21 protein-coding genes are annotated in these 15,074 nt (G+C 62.0%); 15 read left to right on the plus strand and 6 right to left on the minus strand.

The genetic code is table 11. From position 1 onward, the window contains the following. Positions 1-9: 9 nt before the first annotated feature. Entirely contained in the window at positions 10-1,227 is a 1,218-nt protein-coding gene (locus tag IF204_RS13175) for a hypothetical protein (protein WP_194097565.1), read from the minus strand. 94 nt (positions 1,228-1,321) lie between these two features. On the opposite strand from IF204_RS13175, the gene IF204_RS13180 reads away from it, so the two are divergent. The 6 genes from IF204_RS13180 (at position 1,322) to IF204_RS13205 (ending at position 5,096) form a co-directional block, all read left to right on the plus strand. Then, positions 1,322-1,537, plus strand: coding sequence for a flagellar biosynthesis protein FlgJ (locus IF204_RS13180; protein WP_167638675.1), 216 nt, complete (start codon positions 1,322-1,324; stop codon positions 1,535-1,537). After that, positions 1,530-1,832, plus strand: a complete 303-nt coding sequence (locus tag IF204_RS13185) for a hypothetical protein (protein WP_194097566.1) — start codon at positions 1,530-1,532, stop codon at positions 1,830-1,832. The genes IF204_RS13180 and IF204_RS13185 overlap by 8 nt, the downstream gene beginning before the upstream one ends. 161 nt (positions 1,833-1,993) lie before the next feature. Further along, positions 1,994-3,487, plus strand: coding sequence for a flagellin (locus tag IF204_RS13190; RefSeq protein WP_194097567.1), 1,494 nt, complete (start codon positions 1,994-1,996; stop codon positions 3,485-3,487). Positions 3,488-3,562: 75 nt separating this feature from the next. Beyond that, complete coding sequence (gene flaF / locus IF204_RS13195) at positions 3,563-3,931, plus strand: flagellar biosynthesis regulator FlaF (protein ID WP_228069197.1); 369 nt, start codon at positions 3,563-3,565, stop codon at positions 3,929-3,931. Further along, complete coding sequence (gene flbT / locus IF204_RS13200) at positions 3,928-4,329, plus strand: flagellar biosynthesis repressor FlbT (protein ID WP_194097568.1); 402 nt, start codon at positions 3,928-3,930, stop codon at positions 4,327-4,329. Before flaF ends, flbT begins: the two co-directional genes overlap by 4 nt. Further along, positions 4,326-5,096 carry a DUF1217 domain-containing protein gene (locus tag IF204_RS13205; protein ID WP_194097569.1) on the plus strand — a complete coding sequence of 257 codons (771 nt, stop codon included), beginning with the start codon at positions 4,326-4,328 and terminating at the stop codon, positions 5,094-5,096. The genes flbT and IF204_RS13205 overlap by 4 nt, the downstream gene beginning before the upstream one ends. Here IF204_RS13205 and IF204_RS13210 read toward each other — a convergent pair. Continuing rightward, complete coding sequence (locus IF204_RS13210; protein ID WP_194097570.1) at positions 5,088-6,404, minus strand: FliI/YscN family ATPase; 1,317 nt, start codon at positions 6,402-6,404, stop codon at positions 5,088-5,090. The genes IF204_RS13205 and IF204_RS13210 overlap by 9 nt on opposite strands. A 79-nt stretch (positions 6,405-6,483) precedes the next feature. Between IF204_RS13210 and IF204_RS13215 the strand changes: the two genes are divergently transcribed. From IF204_RS13215 to IF204_RS13255, 9 genes are read left to right on the plus strand one after another with little or no spacing between them, the layout of a single operon-like run. Continuing rightward, positions 6,484-6,831, plus strand: coding sequence for a flagellar basal body protein (locus IF204_RS13215; protein WP_194097571.1), 348 nt, complete (start codon positions 6,484-6,486; stop codon positions 6,829-6,831). 3 nt (positions 6,832-6,834) lie between these two features. After that, on the plus strand, positions 6,835-7,227 hold the full coding sequence (gene flgC, locus IF204_RS13220) for a flagellar basal body rod protein FlgC (RefSeq protein ID WP_194097572.1): 393 nt from the start codon (positions 6,835-6,837) through the stop codon (positions 7,225-7,227). An 11-nt stretch (positions 7,228-7,238) separates the two neighbouring features. Then, positions 7,239-7,520 carry a flagellar hook-basal body complex protein FliE gene (gene fliE, locus IF204_RS13225; protein ID WP_194097573.1) on the plus strand — a complete coding sequence of 94 codons (282 nt, stop codon included), beginning with the start codon at positions 7,239-7,241 and terminating at the stop codon, positions 7,518-7,520. Then, a complete protein-coding gene (locus IF204_RS13230) occupies positions 7,517-7,786 on the plus strand; it encodes a flagellar biosynthetic protein FliQ (protein ID WP_194097574.1) in 270 nt (89 codons plus the stop codon). Before fliE ends, IF204_RS13230 begins: the two co-directional genes overlap by 4 nt. Further along, positions 7,783-8,481, plus strand: a complete 699-nt coding sequence (locus IF204_RS13235) for a flagellar hook-basal body complex protein (protein WP_194097575.1) — start codon at positions 7,783-7,785, stop codon at positions 8,479-8,481. The genes IF204_RS13230 and IF204_RS13235 overlap by 4 nt, the downstream gene beginning before the upstream one ends. 9 nt (positions 8,482-8,490) lie before the next feature. Further along, positions 8,491-9,276: a flagellar basal-body rod protein FlgG gene (gene flgG, locus IF204_RS13240; protein ID WP_194097576.1), complete on the plus strand. Its 786-nt coding sequence runs from the start codon at positions 8,491-8,493 to the stop codon at positions 9,274-9,276. Further along, entirely contained in the window at positions 9,273-9,686 is a 414-nt protein-coding gene (gene flgA / locus IF204_RS13245; protein WP_228069198.1) for a flagellar basal body P-ring formation chaperone FlgA, read from the plus strand. Before flgG ends, flgA begins: the two co-directional genes overlap by 4 nt. Continuing rightward, entirely contained in the window at positions 9,673-10,404 is a 732-nt protein-coding gene (gene flgH / locus IF204_RS13250) for a flagellar basal body L-ring protein FlgH (protein ID WP_194097577.1), read from the plus strand. The genes flgA and flgH overlap by 14 nt, the downstream gene beginning before the upstream one ends. A 9-nt stretch (positions 10,405-10,413) precedes the next feature. Beyond that, on the plus strand, positions 10,414-10,872 hold the full coding sequence (locus tag IF204_RS13255) for a flagellar basal body-associated protein FliL (protein ID WP_194097578.1): 459 nt from the start codon (positions 10,414-10,416) through the stop codon (positions 10,870-10,872). Here the strand turns inward: IF204_RS13255 and IF204_RS13260 are convergent. The 4 genes from IF204_RS13260 to flhA are packed head-to-tail and all read right to left on the minus strand — an operon-like array spanning position 10,860 to position 15,047. After that, complete coding sequence (locus IF204_RS13260) at positions 10,860-11,207, minus strand: hypothetical protein (RefSeq protein WP_194097579.1); 348 nt, start codon at positions 11,205-11,207, stop codon at positions 10,860-10,862. The two genes, IF204_RS13255 and IF204_RS13260, sit on opposite strands and share 13 nt — an antisense overlap. Further along, the gene (flhB, locus tag IF204_RS13265; RefSeq protein ID WP_194097580.1) at positions 11,204-12,253 is read right to left on the minus strand and encodes a flagellar type III secretion system protein FlhB; all 1,050 of its coding nucleotides are present in this window, start codon (positions 12,251-12,253) and stop codon (positions 11,204-11,206) included. The genes IF204_RS13260 and flhB overlap by 4 nt, the downstream gene beginning before the upstream one ends. Beyond that, positions 12,250-12,990 carry a flagellar biosynthetic protein FliR gene (locus tag IF204_RS13270; RefSeq protein ID WP_194097581.1) on the minus strand — a complete coding sequence of 247 codons (741 nt, stop codon included), beginning with the start codon at positions 12,988-12,990 and terminating at the stop codon, positions 12,250-12,252. The genes flhB and IF204_RS13270 overlap by 4 nt, the downstream gene beginning before the upstream one ends. Then, entirely contained in the window at positions 12,987-15,047 is a 2,061-nt protein-coding gene (gene flhA, locus IF204_RS13275; RefSeq protein WP_194097582.1) for a flagellar biosynthesis protein FlhA, read from the minus strand. The genes IF204_RS13270 and flhA overlap by 4 nt, the downstream gene beginning before the upstream one ends. Positions 15,048-15,074 lie beyond the last annotated feature (27 nt).

Consider the following 15,074-nt stretch of genomic DNA (forward strand, 5'->3'; position numbering starts at 1 on the left):
TGGGGTCTCCTAAATCCGGATGTCGATACCGGTCGTGATGCTTGGCCGCTCTTGAGGCGCGTCATCGTGGTGATTTTCGGGCGCCCTTTGCTGGCGTTTCTGCCGATCGCCGCGCGCTTCGACGTTCACCGACAGGCTGGCAAACCCGCTGCGCACCATCTCGTCACTCAGCACCGGCAGCGCGCGCTGAACCGGCTCGATCATCTGCCGCTCGGTCGTGACGGTAACGACGGCGGTGTCGTCGGCGGTCTCGATCCTGAGCTTCACGGGCGCGTCCTTACCCTGCGGGATGTCGACTTCGATCACGTCGGCAGTTTCCGACGCGATGACGACGCCGGATTCGTCGGAGGTCGCGGCACGAAGGGGGGCAATGTCGGGGGTGGCGGGCACCTCGGTGCGCTGTGTGGGCGGCTCGGACGTTTTGATTGGCTGGGGGGCGGATAGTAGGCCCGAAGCCGTTTGGGGAGAGTCTCGTTCGCGAGGGGCGGCAGGCGGGGTATCGGCGCTGGAGCCCTCAGTTGCTTTTGGAGTGGCGGCCTCAACGTATTCCGTCTGCCTCTCGGCCATTTGGGGCCCCGATTCGAAATGGTCAGGTGCCGGCACAACGGATGGCCCTTCAGCTTGAGCGGTTTCGACTTGGGTCATCTTTTTGGCAGACAGCGCTGTGTCGGTCTGGACTTCAGACCTGTCCACCGACTGCGTTGCGATCGTTGTGTTCGCCTCAGGTGTTTGCGGCGGCGCAACCCTATCCGGAATTGGCGGTTCAGTGATTGAGGGTGCATCGACAGTTGCCTCAGCATTTTCACGCGGTTTCGGCTCCTTGGCTGGCTCTGCTCTGTTCGCCGGTGGCTCATCGCTGCACTGCCGAGTGGGGACTTCAGTCAACAGTTGTGGCTGTTTGGAATCCGGCGTTGGTGTCAGTTCGCGGTTAGCCTGTGTGACTTCGACCACCGGCAACTCAGTGACCTCTGGCTCTTCCACCAAGATATCGCCACTTGGGCTTTCGATAGACACTTCGGGTACTTCCGCCTCTTCGACCGGCCCCGCTTCGAACTGCTCAACATCGACTTCGGCCGCAGCCTCAGGAATAGGCACAGGCTCTTTGACCAACACCATTCCCTGCGACACTTCGGCAAAAACCACTGCGAACTCCGCGCCGCTGTCGACGGGCGGGGCAGTCGAGGGAATCGGGCAAATCGGCAGGTCTGGGATCTGAAACGGAATCATCGGGGCTCCTGTGGCTCCCGATTTGATAGCCGATGAAACTTACCGAATATTTACCGCCGCGTTTCATGCTCGCTCTGACAACAAAGGAGCAACCATGCAAATCCCACCGACCGACCTGCGGCTTGCGGCGCAGAAAATCGAAAGCCAATTCCTGTCAGAGATGTTGAAACACACAGGCTTCGGCGGCGAGCAGAACGGCGCGGAGTTCGACACCTTCATGCGCGACGCCGTATCGGAAAAGCTCGTCGCCGCGGGCGGAATCGGCCTGTCGCAGACCATCCTGACCGCACTGGAGGCCCGCAATGACTGAGGCAGCGCGCGTTTTGAAGGCCCTCGCGACCGACCGAGAGGCGATTATTCACGGACAATTCGATCTAAATCCTGTGGAGTTTGATGCGGCCCTTCTGACCGAGGCCGAAGCCGTGCAAATCAGAAAGGAAGCCGCGCGAAACCTTGCGCTTCTCCAGCGCGCGCAGGCGGGGATTTCCGTTGTGCGTCAGCGGCTTGCCGATCTGTCGCTGCTTCAGGAGACCTTTGGCTACTATGATGCCGACGGGCGCAAGATGCCGCGCAAACCGCACAAAACCATCGACAGGCAGTCGTAAAATTCGCGAGCCGTTAGGGGAATCTTAGAACCTGCCCCGCACAGTCACATCAGATCCCGAATGGATCGCCGGAATCTCCGGACAGTCAGAACGACATTTCACCGAGCCGAACGGCTTCTGGCACACGGGCGCAAAAGCGCCAGCAAAAAGGACTCTGACTCATGTCCAGCATTCTGACCAACAACGGCGCCATGGTGGCGCTCAATACTCTCAAAAGCATCAACAGCGACCTGTCCAAAGTTCAGGACACGATTTCGACCGGTAAGGCCGTGAACTCGGCCAAGGACGACGCGTCTGTCTGGGCCATTTCTAAGGTGATGGAAGCCGACGTGAAGGGCTTCAAAGGCATCTCCGACAGCCTCTCGCTCGCCGAATCGAGCCTCGCCGTTGCAGCGGGTGCATCCGAAACGGTGACGGACCTGCTCACCGACATCAAAGGCAAGATCGTCGCCGCGCAGGAAGAAAACGTCGACCGTGACAAGATCCAGTCCGATATCAAGGCGCTCAGCGACCAGATCAAATCGGTTACCGGCGCGGCGCAGTTCAACGGCCTCAACTTCCTCGAAGGGTCGGATTCGGTCGAGGTGCTCTCCTCGCTCGACCGCGCTTCGGACGGAACGGTGTCTGTGTCCAACATCGCGATCGACCGTCAGGACCTGACCGCGTCGAAAGGTACGTTCGGAAGCGGGACATCGCTGAATGCGAACGCGACGGCGTCGGATACGACTGTGGCTTCGGCGGGGAACATCGCCAGTGTAACGATCAACGGCGACGCCGATATGTCGGACAATGCTTTCAGCATTGAGATCGGCGGCACAACGCTCGAATTTCAGAATAATTTCTTCAGCAATACTACCAACGACGTGTCGGCCACCACACAAGTCGTCGCAGCTATCAATGCTCTGGGCATTGAAGGCATCACCGCAGCTGTAAATGGCGGCACCCCAACCCAGATCGACATTACGTCGACCCGCGCGTTCGAAGATGTGAGCTTGTCCGCAACTGGTGATGCCACGGCCGGTGCAACCGAAATCGCCGAGCGCGCCGAAACCATCGACCTCTCCAACAGTGCAAGCGTGAACGACGGTGACGGTTACCGCGTCACGGTCGGCTCGTCCTCCTACAGCTATGTGGCTGGCAAGGGCGAGACGATGGAGGATGTCGCGAAGGGCCTGAAAGCTGCCATCGACGGCGGCAACATTGACGGCGTGACGACCTCTGTCACGCAGGACGAAACGACCGGCCAGTGGACGCTGAAGGTCGACAACGACGGCAGCGGTTCCGCATCGCTCGCCCTGACCGTCACCGGCGCGGCTGGCGGCGAAGCGTCGGGCGGTCTGTTCGGGCTCGACACTATCGACGTGTCCACCAAGGACGGCGCAAAAGCCGCGCTCGGCAATATCGACACGCTGATCGCCAATTCGGTCGACGCGGCGGCGGCTTTCGGTTCGGCCCAAGGGCGACTGGAGACGCAGTCGGACTTCATCGGCAAACTGTCGTCGGCGCTGAAGGCAGGCATCGGCAGCCTTGTGGACGCGGATATGGAGGAAACCTCCGCCCGCCTGCAAGCGCTTCAGGTGCAGCAGCAGCTTGGCGTGCAGTCGCTGTCGATGGCGAATCAGGCGCCGCAGTCGATCCTGTCGCTCTTCCGCTAAGGCCGGAGGGAGGGTGCGTAGCCCTCCCCCATTCACGATGAAATCGTGCCAATTCCGTCCCGAAAGGACTTTGCCTTGAACGCCATTATTCAGGCCCGCATGGGCTATGACCCGAAAACCGCCGTCAGCCGCCACCCCCGCTCGATGGAGCGGCTTCTGTTCGGCCAGATCACCTCGCGCCTGTCACGGGCGATTGCGGCGACCGACCGCAAAGCGCTGATCGAGGCGCTGCATGACAACCGCAAGCTCTGGACGACCATCGCGGTCGATATTGCGAGCGACGGCAATGGACTGCCCGATCAATTGCGAGGGCAGATTTTCTACCTCGCCGAATTCACGCAGCATCACTCCAGTCTCGTTCTGAAAGAAGGTGCAGATCCGCAGGTACTCGTCGATATCAATCGTGCCGTCATCGCGGGCCTGTCGTCGGAGGCAGCAGCATGAGCGGGCTCGTTCTGAAACTCGGGCCGGGTGAAAGGCTGCTGGTGAACGGTGCGGTCATCGAAAACGGTGACAAACGGTCCCGCATTTCGATCCTGACGCCCAAGGCGAATATCCTTCGCCTGCGCGATGCGATCCACCCTGACGAAGCCAACACGCCGGTCCGACGTGTCTGCTACATCGCGCAGCTTGTGCTGTCAGGTGATGCCGAGGAAAGCCAAGCGAAACGCCAAATCCTCAGCGGGATCGAGCAGCTCAGCCAAGTGTTCTGCGACCACGACAGCAAACAGGCACTGACCAAAGGGACGGGCGCCGCGTTGGAGGGCGACTACTACAAATGCCTCCGCCATCTGCGCACGCTCCTCCCCCGCGAGGACCGACTGATGGCGCAGTATTCATGAGCTTCCAGCCTGTCGTTCCGCTCTCCGGCTACGGCGGCTGGGTGTTCCTGAACCGGACGCTGGATCAGCAGAAGGACGCCTTCACACAGAGCGGCGAAGCGGCGCGAAACAGTGCCTATTTCAGCGAAACAATCAATCAGGTCGAAAGCGCGAAGGAACTGGTTTCCGACCGCCGATTAATGTCGGTTGCCCTCGAAGCGTTCGGATTGGGCGACGATATCAATGCCAAAGCGTTCGTGCGCAAAGTCCTCGAAAGCCCGACGGGTGACCGTGAAGCGTTGGCTGGGAAACTGTCCGACAAACGCTACGCCGCGATGGCCAAGGCGCTGGGATTCGGGGACGGGAAGCCGCTGACAAACGACCGTGTGGCGGACATCGTGGCCCGCTATCAGGACCGCAGTTTCGAGGCCGCGCTGGGCGAGGTCGACAACACGATGCGCATGGCGCTGAACCTCGGTTCCGCTTTGCAGGACATCGACAGTTCGGTGACGAGCGGCGACGGCAAATGGTTTGCCGTTATGGGCAATCCTGCGGTGCGCAAGGTGTTCGAGACAGCGCTCGGGTTCCCGACGAGTTTCGGTGCGCTCGACATTGATCAGCAGCTTGAGCAATTCAAAGAGCGCTCTGAGCGCGTGCTCGGAACGTCCGATGTTGCACAATTTCTGGCACCCGAGGGGCAGGAGAAACTGCTTCGGATGTTCTTCGTTCGCTCGGAGATGGCAAATCCGTCCGCCGTTCAGTCGCACATTCTGACGCTCTTACGCTGAGCGCCCCTCTAGCGTGCGCCGCAGGTCGGCAAACGCAGTGTCGACGCCGCCGGACGGTCGGGAAAGGAACTGCTCCAGACCGTTCCGCAGCTTGATCGCCCTGTCAACTTGCGGGTCGCTTCCGGCGGAATAGAGACCGGACTGGATCATCAACTCAGAGTGCTCATAGGCCGCCATCAGACTGCGAGCCTCTTTGATCAGCGCATTCTCGGCCTCATTCGCCGCAGCCGGCAAGGCACGCGATACAGAGCGAAGAACGTCGATGGCGGGGAATCTGCCGCGCTCGGCAATGTCGCGGCTGAGGATGACATGGCCATCGAGGACACCGCGCAGCATGTCGGCCACGGGTTCCTCCATATCCGAGCCAGCGACCAGCACGCTGTAGATCGCGGTGATGTCGCCTTCGCTCATAGGGCCGGGTCCGGCGCGCTCACACAGGCGGGCGATCGAGGCGGCGGTCGACGCCGGAAAACCACGCAAGTTCGACGCCTCTCCACTGGCGGCAGCGATTTCGCGGTGCGCTTCGGCGAAACGCGTCACTGAGTCGACGAATAGCAGCACGTGCTTACCCAGCGCGCGAAAATGCTCGGCCACGGCGGTCGCGGACAGTGCGCAACGCCTGCGCATATTGGCGGACTGGTCGGAGGTCGCCGCGACGACGACCGAACGCGACAACCCCTCGGGACCGAGGACGTTTTCGACGAACTCCCGCACCTCGCGGCCGCGCTCCCCGACCAACGCAATGACGACTACGTCGGCGGCCATGCCTCGGGCAAGATTGGCGATGAGCGTGGATTTCCCCACACCGGAGCCCGCGAAAAGACCGATGCGCTGGCCGCGCACGATGGGCAGCATGGTGTCGAAAACGGCAAGACCAGTGGGAACCCGTGCGCCGAGTGGGCGTCGGACATAGGCATCGGGTGGGTTGCGGTTGAGCACGACTGTGCGAAGACCGTCCAGCAGCGGTCGCCCGTCCAAGGGCCTGCCATCCGGGTCGATCACACGGCCGATCCATGAGGTATCGGGGCGGAAATGCGACTGGCCGCGATGAATGACGGTGTCACCCAGCTTTACTCCACGGGTCGGGCCGTCGGTCATCAGGCGTACATCCGTTTCGAGGCCGATGACCTCCGCTTTGATGCGAGCGCTGTCGGTGACGACCTCGACCTCATCGCCAATTCGAACGGTTTTGGGCAAACCTGCGACCGACAAAATATCGCTACAAATTTTCGAGACTGTCCCAGCGCAATTCTGCATTTTTACGCGCTCGATTGCCGCACCTGCACGCTCAAAAACATTGTCTGTCATGGTCGCTCCTTTGCCTCTCAACCCCTTCTTAAGGAATCGGGGTTAAGCAGAGGTTGAAGCAATCGAGGGAGAAGCCCCGATGATAGAAAACGCAGCACTTTTCCGGATCGCGGGCGCCATGTCGGCCTATGCGGGCAGCCGTCAGAGCGTCATCGCAGAGAACATCGCGAACGCGGACCGGCCTGGTTACCATGCAAAAGGCGTGACGCCTTTCGAGACAACGATGGAGCGCGGGCTGGCGTTGAAAACGACCGGCGCGGGCCACCTGAAAGCAGGCGGAACCGCCGCAACGTTCGATACCGGCGCAGCGGTGGCGCTTGAACAGCAGATGGTGGAGGCGGTCGACGCCCAGCGCAACCACGAAAAAGCGCTCGCCATCTATCGGCATGGGCTAACCGTTTTGCGCACCGCGTTGGGGCGGGCGTAAACTATGGCTGATTTCACCCAAGCGCTCGGCATTTCCGCCTCTGGCATGACTGCGCAGACCGCGCGGATCGGGCGGCTGTCGGAAAATATCGCGAACGCGGATACGCCCGGCTATCACCGCAAGCTGGTCAGCTTCGATGCCGAGGTGCAGCGCGGTCAGCAGACCGGCCGGATAAAGGTCGGACGCACGTCGCTCGATCAATCGCCGCTTTCGCAGATTTACGATCCCTCGCATCCGCTGGCTGACGAGACGGGCCACTACAACGGCTCCAACGTCGATCTGCTGGTCGAAATCGCCGACGCCCGCGAGGCGCAGCGGTCTTACGAGGCCAATCTCAAAATGTTCGAACAGATCAAGCAGATGTCCTCGGGCCTTCTTGATCTGCTGCGTCGCTGAAGGAGCACGCTATGGATATCTCTTCACGTTTTGCCACGCAGGCTTACGCCGCCAACAAGCCCGCCACCACGCCCGCGCAAGGGGACGGCGGCACGGTGCTGGGAAAGGCAGAGGATTTTGCCGAAACGCTGCGCGCCAGTGAAACAACGGCGATCGCATCGATGACAGGCGGCGCGGACGCGCATTCGCTGGTGCAGGCTCTGGCGCAGACCGAGCTCGCGGTCGAAGCGGCAGTGACCATCCGCGACAAGGTCGTCGAGGCGTATCAGGAGATCCTGAGGATGCCGGTATGATGAGCGAAGGCGCGATTTTCGACGTGCTGCGCGCGGCGCTCTGGGCCGGCGTGGTGATGTCAGCCCCGCTGCTCGCGGTGTCGCTGATCGTCGGGCTGGTGATCGGCCTGTTCCAAGCGCTCACCTCCATTCAGGAAAACAGTCTCACGTTCGTGCCGAAACTGGTGTGCATCGTCGCGGTGTTCTGGGCCTCGATGGGGTTCATGACGCAGACGCTGGTGTCGCTTTGGCGCGATACGCTGGTGCCGATGATCGCGGGGGCATGATGGACGCGATTACCACAAGCCTCAGCCGTCAGTCGGGGCTGATGACCGAAATGCAGACCATCGCGAACAACATCGCAAACACGAATACGACCGGTTTCAGGTCGGCGGGGGTTACGTTCTCGGAGTTTCTGAATAGCGCCGGATCAGTCTCTATGTCGGCGGCCCGAGCGCATCATTTTTCGGTCGCGCAGGGCGCTTTGGCGCAGACAGGCGGGACCTATGACCTCGCTATCGAAGGGGACGGCTTCTTTCTGGTCGAAACGCCGGAGGGGCAGCGCCTCACAAGGGCGGGGAATTTCACACCGAACGAGATGGGCGATCTGGTGACGATGGACGGGCATCCCGTGCTCGATAGCGGCGGATCACCTGTGTTCGTGCCGATCGGCGCAGGCTCGGTCGGCATCGCGCCGGACGGGACGATTTCGGCGGACGGGCAAATCGTGGGGCAAATCGGCATCTGGCAACCGACCGACCCGCTGACGATGCGCAGGACCGAAGGCACGCGGTTTTCGGCGGACGGCTATGAACCTGCCGAGGGGCGCATGGTTCAGGGATTTGTCGAGCAGTCCAACGTCGATCCGATCCTCCAGATCAGCCGTCTGATCGAGGTCCAGCGGGCCTACGAATTGGGCCAGAGTTTCAGCGAGCGCGAGGACGAACGGGTCCGAAATGCGCTCGGCACCATCACACGATAGGAGACAACCATGCGCGTCCTTGCGATCGCGGCCGCCGGAATGAGCGCCCAGCAAACTCGGGTCGAGGTGATTTCCAACAACCTCGCGAACATGAACACCACCGGCTTTGACCCGCGGCGGGCGGAGTTCGCGGACCTTCACTATCAGCAGGCCATCAGGCCCGGTACAATCACCGCAAGCGACGGGACGGTGATGCCGACGGGCGTGCAGCTCGGGCTTGGTGTGAAGCCGACCGCCGTGTCCGTCATGATCCAGCAAGGCGCGCTGGCCGCGACGGGCGGTGATCTGGACGTGGCCATCGAAGGCGCAGGCTATCTGGAGGTCATGCAGCCGAACGGTACTTCGGGCTATACGCGGGACGGTGCGCTCAAAATCTCCGCCGACGGTCAGATCGTGACGTCGGAAGGCTACGCCGTGATGCCAGGCGTGACGCTGCCTGCTGACACGAATTCTGTGTCTATCTCAGCGGAAGGTGAGGTCTATGCTCAGTTTGCCGACCGGATCGAGCCGGAACTGCTAGGCCAATTCAGCCTCGCCATGTTCACCAACCCCAAGGGGCTGGAGGCAACGGGCAGCAACATGTTTGCGGAGACCACGGCCTCCGGTCCTGCGCTGGTGTCTACCCCGGGCCAAGACGGACTGGGCGTGCTACGGCAGGGGTATCTGGAGGACTCCAGCGTCGATGCCGTGCGCGAAGTCACCGACCTGATAGAGGCGCAGCGGGGGTACGAGATGAACTCCAAGGTGATCACCGCCGCCGACCAGATGCTCAGCGCGATGGTGCAGGTCCGATGATCCGCGCGTTGATATTGTGCCTCGTGGCCTCGCCTGCTTTGGCGGATACGGTCGTCGCCGCGCGAACGATCCCGCCACGCACCGTGCTGATGGCGGAGGACTTGAAGCAGATCACGCAGGACATTCCTGGTGGTATCGCGGACGCGGCGTCGATCATCGGCATGGAGGCCCGTGTCGCGCTCTACGCCAACCGCCCGATCAGCGCGGCGAGCCTGAGGATGCCCGCCGTGGTCGAGCGCAATCAGGTGATTACGCTGATCTACGATACCGGCGGCATGATGATTTCGACCGATGGCCGCGCGCTGGATCGCGCCGGACCGGGGGAGGTGATCCGCGTGATGAACCTCGGGTCGCGCAACACGGTGAGCGCCAAAATCGGTGTGGATGGAGCTGCTTATGTGGGCCGTTAGAATCGCCGTCGCCGCGCTCTGCCTTTCGGCCTGCGCACCGCTGGGCCGCATCGGACAGCCGCCGGAAATGTCGCCGCCCGTCGCCACCGTGGAACACACCGCGATGATGACGCCCGCGTTTCCATTCGCCGAAGAGACCGAACCCTACCGCCCCGCGCAGACCGCGTCGCTCTGGACGGGCGAGCGCGGATCGCTGCTCGGGGAGCGCCGCGCGATGACGCGGGGCGACATCCTGACCGTAGTGGTGGAGATCGACGAGGGCGCGCAGATTAACAACTCCTCCGACCGCTCGCGCCGCGCCTCGCAAGAGATGGAGATCAACGACCTCTTCGGTTGGCCGCAGCGGATGGACGAACGGCTGCCGGACGGTGCCTCGATGGGATCTGCGGTCGGGCTCGGGTCGAACAGTAGCGCGCGGGGTGATGGCTCCATCCAGCGGAGCGAGAAACTGACGCTCCGCGTGGCGGCGACTGTGACGGATGTGATGCCCAATGGCGTGCTCGCCATCCAAGGCAGCCAAGAGGTCCGCGTCAATTTCGAGATGCGAGAGTTGCTGGTCTCCGGCTTCGTGCGGCCGATCGATATCAGCCGCCAGAACGAAATTACCTACGACAAAATCGCCTCCGCCCGCATTTCCTACGGCGGCGAGGGGCAGATTTCGGACATGCAGCAACCGCGTTACGGCCAGCAGATCGCCGAAGCGCTTTTGCCGTTCTAAGGGGGCGAAATGCGGCTTCTGATACCCGTTCTGTTTTTCATCATCGGCATCGCGGCGGGCACGGGCGCGGGGTATTTCCTGCGCTCGGACGAGGCGCGGCACGAAGCCGCCGAAGAGCACGCACCCGCCGAGGAACACGAGACCACTGCGGCCTACGCCAAGCTGAACAACCAGTTCATCGTCCCCGTGGTCGAGGATGCGGAAATGCGGTCGGTCATGGTGCTGTCTTTGTCGTTGCAGGTGCCCGAGGAGGAAAAGGATGGCGTCTACGCGGTGGAGCCGAAGCTGCGAGACGTGCTGTTCTCCGCCCTGATGGAGCACGCGAACCTTGGCGGATTTTCGGGCAATTTCACGAGCGCGGACAAAATGCGCACGCTGCGGCAGGTTCTGAAAGAAGCAGCCGATGTGGTTCTGCCTCACGTGGTCGAGGATGTTCTGATCCTCGACATCGCGCGTCAGGACGTGTGATTTCGCCGCTTTAGGCTCTGATTTTCGATTAGCTTCTTCACCGCCTGCTGCTTGCCAAGCGCGGTGAACAACCCAGCGCGCGCGCGCTCCTTCGCCGCGAGGACTCGGCTGAGTTCGATGTTCAGCGCGCGGCGGCTTTCGGCAATCCAGCTCTGCCATTTCAGATCAGCACCGGCTAAGGCGAATGGAGAAATTCCGTCGGGCGTGACTGGGGCTTTCAGCTCGACCAGCCGCTGTCGCAGGTGCTGTTCCTGCCGGTTAAAATCCGCCACTTTTGCCAGTTCGGCGGCATAGACCGCATCGGTAAGCTGTTGCAGCTTGGGTAAGTTCTTCATCGGGCTCGCTTCTTCAGGGCGTCGGCAAACCGGATGGCCGCAGCGACAGCGCGGTAGTGGTCAGGACGGATCGGCTCGCCGACTTTGACGGTCGCATAGAGCGCCCGCGCCGCCGGAGGGTCGGATCGCACGGGCACGGCATATTCAGCGGCCAGATTGCGGATCTTTGCCGCAACCTCGTCGACACCTTTCGCCACGCAGATCGGGGCGTGGCCCGACGCTTTGTCCCACTTCAGCGCGACCGCGTAGTGGGTCGGGTTCACGATCACCACATCCGCCGTCGGCACGTCCGCCAGCATCCGGTTCATGGCGATGTCGACAGCCTTTTGACGGCGCTGCTGCTTGAGCTGCGGATCGCCTTCGCTTTCCTTGGTTTCGTCCATCAACTCCTGACGGCTCATGCGGTTACGCCGGTGCAGTTCGGCCCGTTGCCACATGAAATCGACCACGCCGATGATGGCAGAAAGCAGGATCACAGCGGCAAACGCCTGCGCCGCGAGCCACATCATCGCACCGACCGCCTGTGCCGGCGTCATCCAGATCGCCCGCGTGATGTTGGGCAGCCCTCGGGCAATGACGACGGCCAGAACGGCACCGTAGAGCATGAGTTTGGCTGCGCTTTTCGCGAATTCGAACAGCCCTGCCCGCCCGAATTTCTGCTTGGCGTTCTTCAGCGGATTAATGCGGTCGGCCTTGGGCGCAAGCTTGGTTGGCGCGAATATCACGGCGCGCTGGGCAACAAGCGCCAAAGCAGAGGTCAGCAGCGGGACAAGGAACCAGGCAAGGGTCGGAAGGGCGATCTGGCCAAGGAGCCGCCCCAGCAATGGTCGGTCAATCTCGGTCCGGCCAGCGTTTTCGAGCAGTGCCATGAACATGGTGCCGAGGTCGCCGAAAGACGCCCCGATCGTCATAAGCATCGCGATCAGCAGCCCACCCCATGACGCCGCGGTGACGAGGTCGAGCGATTTGGCGATCTCCCCGCGTTTCCGCGCATCGTCGAGCCGTTTTTGCGATGGCTCGAACTGCTTGTCGTCGTCCTCGCTCATGGTGCGAGCATCCGGTCCAGCGCCTCGATCCAGAGGCCGAGGATGAGCGGGGCCATAACGATCAGGAGAAAAATACCGCCGAGCATACTCACCGGCGCGCCGACGATGGTCAGGATGAACTGCGGCATCGCGCGGTTCATAAAACCAATGGTGAGGTTGTAGAGGAGCGCGCCGATGACGAACGGCGCGGCGAGCGAAAAGGCGAGCGCGAAGGTGGAACTGATCGTCTCCAACCCCGCCTGCATCATGTTAGCGGCCGAGATGAGATCGCCTACAGGCGCGATCTGGTAGGTCGCGATCAGGTAGGCGGCGAGCTTGACATGCAGTCCCAGCGCGCAGGCGAGCGCGAGGCCGGCGACGCGCAGGATCTGGCCTGCTACGGGCAGCGGCTCGGCGCCAGCGGTGTTGCCGAACAGCTGTGAAAGGGACATCGACTGCCCGATAATCGTGCCCGCAGTTTCAAGCGCGATCACTACGAGGCGCAGCAGAATGCCCCAGAAGAGGCCGTTCAGGGCCTCGACAATAATGGCGATAATCTCCTGATTTAGGGTCTGTTCTGCCGGGATCGGCACAATCGGCCAAAGCATCACCGTGTAGGCCAGCGCGATCCCGAGGCGGATGCGGACGGGCAGCGTCATCTCTCCGAACGCGGGGGCGAGGGCGATGCAGGCACCAATCCGCGCGAGGAGGATCATCGCCGCCCAGACCGCCTCCGCCCCGATATCGGCGAGCGTCATGCGGGCACCAGACCGACGAGCGCGGGTTTGGCGGAGAGGCCGATTTCCTCGAAGCTGATAACCGGGTTCGACACGCCGCGCGCGGTCAGGATCGTGCGCAGGAACCTCCGCCGTCTGGCGTTCGTGACGATGGCCGCTTGAACGCCGTTACCCGCGATTTCGGACGCCTTTTCGGCAATAGACTTGCCAAGCTGGTTGAACACATCGGGCGGCAGAGCGACGTCCGCACGCTCGCCCGCGATCTGGTAACGGGTGAACGTGTCCTCCCACTCCTGCGCGAGCTGGATTAACGGGAGCGTGCCGTCGCTGCGTTTGTACTCGGCTATGATCTGGAAACCGAGCCGCTGGCGGACGTATTCGGTCAGCATTTCGGGGGTTCCGTAGGTGGCGCGTCCCTCGGAAATCGCCTCAAGGATCAGTGGCAGATTGCGGATGGAGACCTGCTCGTCCAGCAGCAACCGCAGGACACTCAGCAACAAATCGGTCGGCACACGGTCCGGGATCATGTCGTTCAGGAGCCGCTTATTCGCTTCGCGCCGCCCGCCATCCGACAGGTTGACCATCTCGTCCAGAATACGGGCCAGCGCCCGCTGGCTCATGAGGCGCGGGAAGTTGCGTTTGATGATCTCAAGGAGGTGCGTGGCGAGCACTTCATTCGGCAGTACCGTCGTCAGCCCCTCGATCAACGCGGTGTCCTGATCTTGCGGCGCGATCCAACGCGCGGGCGCACCATAAACCGGCTCGGTGACCGTTTCGCCGGAAACAGGCGGGTTTGTGCCGTCGGGGAGCAGCGCTAGAATACGGCCGGGGCGCAATTGATCGGTCGCTTGCTCCACGCCCTGAATGCGGATCGCGTAGTGACCATCCGGCAGCATAGCGCTGTCCGTCATCCGGATTTCCGGAAGGATCAGACCGTACCGCGTCGCAACGTGCTGGCGCATACTGACAATCCGCGCGTCGAGGCCCGTCACGGGATCGAGAACCATTTCGATCAGATCAGGCGCGAATTCTACATGGATATCGTCGAGGTCCAGCATGTCGCCGAGTGATGCTTCGGGCGGAGGCAGCTTTTCAGCGGGCATATCCGGTTCATCCGGCTTTGAACGGGCGAAATACGCGCAAGCGCCGAGGACACCGGCGCCGACGATAAATGGAATGAACGGCAGGCCCGGCACAAATGCGAAGAGCAACATGAGCATCGCGACCGTCGCCAAGGCGGCCGGATGTTTGCCAAGCTGTCCTACGAGCGCGATATCGGTCGCACCTTTGGAGCCGCCACGCGCCAGCAGCAGTGCCGAGGCGATGGAGATGACGACGGCAGGGATTTGACTCACAAGACCGTCGCCGACGGTGAGGATCGCATAAGTCTCAAGCGCTTTGCCAATCGGCATCCCGTGCATAGCGGTCCCAATGATCATGCCCATGACGAGGTTGAGGCCGGTAATCAAAAGGCCCGCCACGGCATCGCCTTTGACGAACTTTGATGCGCCGTCGAGCGAGCCGAAAAACGTCGTCTCCGCCTGTTCGACCTCGCGGCGGTGGCGCGCCTCGGCATGGTCGATCGCGCCTGCGCTCATGTCGGCGTCGATGGCGAGCTGCTTGCCCGGCATAGCATCAAGGGCAAAGCGCGCGCCGACCTCTGCCATGCGGGTCGCGCCTTTGTTGATGACTACGAAATTTACGATCAGCAGGACCGAAAACACGACGAGACCCAGCAAGACAGAACCGCCCATGACGAAATAGGCGAACCCTTCGATCACCTGCCCTGCAGCGCCGGTGCCTGTGTGCCCCTGCCCGATGATCAGCTTTGTGCTGGAGACGTTGAGCGCGAGTCGCAGCATGAGCGAGGCAAGCAGAACCGTGGGGAAGGCCGAAAAATCGAGGGGCCGTTCGATGAACAGCGTCACCGTAAAAATCAGGATCGCGAGCGCAAAGGAGGCAGCCAACCCGATATCCAGAATGATCGCCGGCACAGGCAGGATCATCATGACGATGACCGCCATCAGCGCAAGCGCGAGGAGAACGGTAGGCCGGAATAGGGTCGAAATCTGGGTCATATTCGCAATTCTTGCGGTTATGATCCG

This window comes from Marivivens aquimaris (assembly GCF_015220045.1).
GTDB classification, from domain to species: domain Bacteria; phylum Pseudomonadota; class Alphaproteobacteria; order Rhodobacterales; family Rhodobacteraceae; genus Marivivens; species Marivivens aquimaris.

What these genes read in the sequence shown, in the direction of transcription:
- IF204_RS13175 (WP_194097565.1), bottom strand. Translation starts at nt 1,227, where the DNA reads ATGATTCCGTTTCAGATCCCAGACCTGCCGATTTGCCCGATTCCCTCG.
- IF204_RS13180 (WP_167638675.1), top strand. Translation starts at nt 1,322, where the DNA reads ATGCAAATCCCACCGACCGACCTGCGGCTTGCGGCGCAGAAAATCGAA.
- IF204_RS13185 (WP_194097566.1), top strand. Translation starts at nt 1,530, where the DNA reads ATGACTGAGGCAGCGCGCGTTTTGAAGGCCCTCGCGACCGACCGAGAG.
- IF204_RS13190 (WP_194097567.1), top strand. Translation starts at nt 1,994, where the DNA reads ATGTCCAGCATTCTGACCAACAACGGCGCCATGGTGGCGCTCAATACT.
- flbT (WP_194097568.1), top strand. Translation starts at nt 3,928, where the DNA reads ATGAGCGGGCTCGTTCTGAAACTCGGGCCGGGTGAAAGGCTGCTGGTG.
- IF204_RS13205 (WP_194097569.1), top strand. Translation starts at nt 4,326, where the DNA reads ATGAGCTTCCAGCCTGTCGTTCCGCTCTCCGGCTACGGCGGCTGGGTG.
- IF204_RS13210 (WP_194097570.1), bottom strand. Translation starts at nt 6,404, where the DNA reads ATGACAGACAATGTTTTTGAGCGTGCAGGTGCGGCAATCGAGCGCGTA.
- IF204_RS13215 (WP_194097571.1), top strand. Translation starts at nt 6,484, where the DNA reads ATGATAGAAAACGCAGCACTTTTCCGGATCGCGGGCGCCATGTCGGCC.
- flgC (WP_194097572.1), top strand. Translation starts at nt 6,835, where the DNA reads ATGGCTGATTTCACCCAAGCGCTCGGCATTTCCGCCTCTGGCATGACT.
- fliE (WP_194097573.1), top strand. Translation starts at nt 7,239, where the DNA reads ATGGATATCTCTTCACGTTTTGCCACGCAGGCTTACGCCGCCAACAAG.
- IF204_RS13230 (WP_194097574.1), top strand. Translation starts at nt 7,517, where the DNA reads ATGATGAGCGAAGGCGCGATTTTCGACGTGCTGCGCGCGGCGCTCTGG.
- IF204_RS13235 (WP_194097575.1), top strand. Translation starts at nt 7,783, where the DNA reads ATGATGGACGCGATTACCACAAGCCTCAGCCGTCAGTCGGGGCTGATG.
- flgG (WP_194097576.1), top strand. Translation starts at nt 8,491, where the DNA reads ATGCGCGTCCTTGCGATCGCGGCCGCCGGAATGAGCGCCCAGCAAACT.
- flgA (WP_228069198.1), top strand. Translation starts at nt 9,273, where the DNA reads ATGATCCGCGCGTTGATATTGTGCCTCGTGGCCTCGCCTGCTTTGGCG.
- flgH (WP_194097577.1), top strand. Translation starts at nt 9,673, where the DNA reads ATGTGGGCCGTTAGAATCGCCGTCGCCGCGCTCTGCCTTTCGGCCTGC.
- IF204_RS13255 (WP_194097578.1), top strand. Translation starts at nt 10,414, where the DNA reads ATGCGGCTTCTGATACCCGTTCTGTTTTTCATCATCGGCATCGCGGCG.
- IF204_RS13260 (WP_194097579.1), bottom strand. Translation starts at nt 11,207, where the DNA reads ATGAAGAACTTACCCAAGCTGCAACAGCTTACCGATGCGGTCTATGCC.
- flhB (WP_194097580.1), bottom strand. Translation starts at nt 12,253, where the DNA reads ATGAGCGAGGACGACGACAAGCAGTTCGAGCCATCGCAAAAACGGCTC.
- IF204_RS13270 (WP_194097581.1), bottom strand. Translation starts at nt 12,990, where the DNA reads ATGACGCTCGCCGATATCGGGGCGGAGGCGGTCTGGGCGGCGATGATC.
- flhA (WP_194097582.1), bottom strand. Translation starts at nt 15,047, where the DNA reads ATGACCCAGATTTCGACCCTATTCCGGCCTACCGTTCTCCTCGCGCTT.